General features: G+C 50.1%; 2 protein-coding genes. Both read right to left on the bottom strand.

Annotated features, from left to right (window positions below):
• Positions 1-203: 203 nt before the first annotated feature.
• Positions 204-1,703: an ATP-binding protein gene (locus tag D779_RS22535; protein ID WP_157726499.1), complete on the bottom strand. Its 1,500-nt coding sequence runs from the start codon at positions 1,701-1,703 to the stop codon at positions 204-206.
• Complete coding sequence (locus tag D779_RS22530; protein ID WP_157726498.1) at positions 1,700-2,218, bottom strand: hypothetical protein; 519 nt, start codon at positions 2,216-2,218, stop codon at positions 1,700-1,702. Before D779_RS22530 ends, D779_RS22535 begins: the two co-directional genes overlap by 4 nt.
• Positions 2,219-2,811: the final 593 nt, after the last annotated feature.

Here is a 2,811-nt window from a genome sequence, read left to right as displayed (position 1 = left end):
AGGTTATGCGCGAGCGTCGTCAGGGGCGACCGGCTCCCGTTCTGCCGCCACCTGCTGCGGCGTGAGAGCAGGGGGGAACCGAACGGATACGATCCAGCTCCAGTTGCTGAGCAATCTTTGTTGTCCAATCAATGGAACTGAAGTGGCCTATCTTCTGCGGACGACTCTCGTTTCGAGATCCTCGCTGATACAGACACTGAAAGCTACATCCAAATTGCTTGGCCAACGACTGAACGAAAGCGGTCCAAAAAAGTAGGGCCGACTCCTTCTAACGAAAGAAGGAGGTCATCCGACGCTTCCGCTAACTCGCCTATTGTATAAATGCCAGCGTTTTGAAGTACCTCAAGTTTGCGCTCTGTTAACCCATATGGATATGCGGGGCTCTTGCGCAGGAGGTTTACCGGCAGCTGCAGGATCTCCAAATTGCTGTTAGGGTCTGGCTCCGGAACGGCTATGTTTGTAAAATGCTCTCCGCGTTCGTGGAGTTCTATTGCCTGGCTACCTCTGGTCAGCCAATGATTGAAAAGCCTAGAGGTAAGGCGCGAGCCGGATGTCCGCTCTAACAAATTACATAGATTTACCGCAAATCGAGGGCCGCGTCCGCCTGATCTAAGTGCACGAGAAGCTTCTCTTCGGGTCAGAAATCCAGCATACTCCAGTATTTCGAATGGTTTCCCGTATCTTGCAACCAGCTTTCTATGTACGATGGCGGATTGGGCTTCAGCGGATGCGCATGCTTGAAACATAGTATCCGCGATTTCATGCGCGGTCTCTACGGCTGGCGCATACCGGCCAAGCTTGGGTCGCACTTCTTCAAGCAATGGCCAATAGTAAGTGGCAGCCAGTCTCAACAAAGACTGACCAACTGCGTTATAGCCGATCTTTCCATCTTGTTCTAGATGGTCTAACAGGTCATTAACTGCGAAAACAAATCCTCGCACGTTGCCAAGAACGGTTGCCCCAACAAATGCTGCAAGTTCAGGTAAAGAAAATCCCGTAACACTTTGATCGGTGAGTACTGGGTAACGTGAAGTTAGTATGTCCAGAAAAAGCTGCGAGAAACCAGCTTGCTCTGGTGATCGGAGAACGTCTATAAGGCTAGCGTCATTGTAGACGTCGAATCTAGTGCCAAACTCTGTTACGCCTGGGTATATTGCTGCTTTGCAGCTAATTGAGTCACTTGAAAGAGTACGGAATATGTCAAAGAATACGCCCAATGAAGTTTCGCGCCCAATGTGCGCGGCATCGTCAAATAGCAGAACAACACGCCGATCCGCGCGCTTAGATAAGTCCGAAAGATTTGCTTTGAGCTGAGCTAGATCGTGAGAGTCTGCGAACTCGAAAGAAGTATGAGCTAAAGATTGTTGAATTCGCCCGCTGACCCATTGGCAGAAGAGCCTTTCATAGGCTTCGCCAGTCGCTTTAAGTAATGGAACATACCGTAGGCTTACATACAAACCGAGGATATCAGACTCGGGGTTATGAGGCGCCATTTGCCGAGAAGCCGCGATCATAAAAGCGCTCTTACCTGTGCCTCGCCCCCCCTGAAGCAAGACGGGCCCGTGCGCACGGAGTTTTCGGATCGTTCGTTGATCATGATCCGAAAACTTGTGTATTTCATCAAACAGCTCCGGTCGGCACTCCTCGGCGGCTAGAACAAGGGAGCGCTCTTCCGTCAACTGGTGATTTATTGTGTCGCTCAAAGCCCGAGCTCCTCGTAGATCGTCACTGCGCGATTGTGATTGATGCGGAATGCAGCGTTCTCGCTAAAATTGATAATAAGCCCCATTGTTGCGACAAGCCATAGCGTTTCATTTGCTAGTTCTGCTAGTGTTGCGTCGTCGTAGTATGATGAAATTGAAAGCACAAACTCGTGATGAATCCCTTTCGATGCTCGCGAGTAGAGTCTGCTGGCAGTGCCCCTTAGGCGCGGGACTATTGATTTTGGCTCAATGTTAACGATATCTTGGAGCGATTGACTTGCGCCAGAATAACCGGCTAGGTGGTCTAATAGCATAGCAAAAGCGGGTTGCCAGAGAATTTCGCCCTGGTGATCACTAAATAGTGCTCGATCAAAATTATCCGGCTTCTTTTCCGTATCCCAAAGCTTGGAGCCTCCGTGGGCCTTGGACAGTACATCTCCCGACCATTGAATTGCGGACGCGACCTTACGAGACGGATCGTAGGTGCCTTGTGATTGAATCTTTGCCAGGGCCAATACTCTGAACGGATCCCATCGTGCGATGATGCCGGTACATGCGACTTCTAGGACACTACGAGCAAGAAACGGAGATATGAGTCTATCGACAGTACGCACTCTAGTGCGCGGACCCAAGTAGTCGCCTAGAGTGGACAAGGTTGACCCAAGGTGCTTCAAGCAAATGGCTAGATCACCGTTTCCACTTGGTACACCACAAACTAAATGACTGAGAGGAATCATTTAATCACAAGAGCAAGAAACAAAAAGAGAGTGGAGCTCAAAAGCTTCGGGCCCCTGGAGTATGGCGACAATATATTCGGCCGAATGTTGTCGCAAAGTTGTATCCTAGCGGGATCGCACCATAAATTAATGGTTTTGTCCAGTTGGATGGCATGCAAATTGAGCCTGAAGGGGGATATTTAGGCCCGCTGATTCGTGGGGTAGTAGATAGTACTCCTGAACAAAGGCTTGCGTTGGCTGTGGACTCCAGCCGACGAAATTTCAATGTCAGCTCCAGTGGTATACCTGTCTCATACAGGTTTTCGGCAGAGTTCCCTCGTGAACAGTCTGGCCCCATGGTAAGCTCCTCATGATGAACGACTACCGACTGA

The organism is Imhoffiella purpurea (genome assembly GCF_000585215.1).
Classification (GTDB): Bacteria; Pseudomonadota; Gammaproteobacteria; order Chromatiales; family Chromatiaceae; genus Imhoffiella; species Imhoffiella purpurea.
This window is presented reverse-complemented; position numbering and strand designations above follow the sequence as displayed.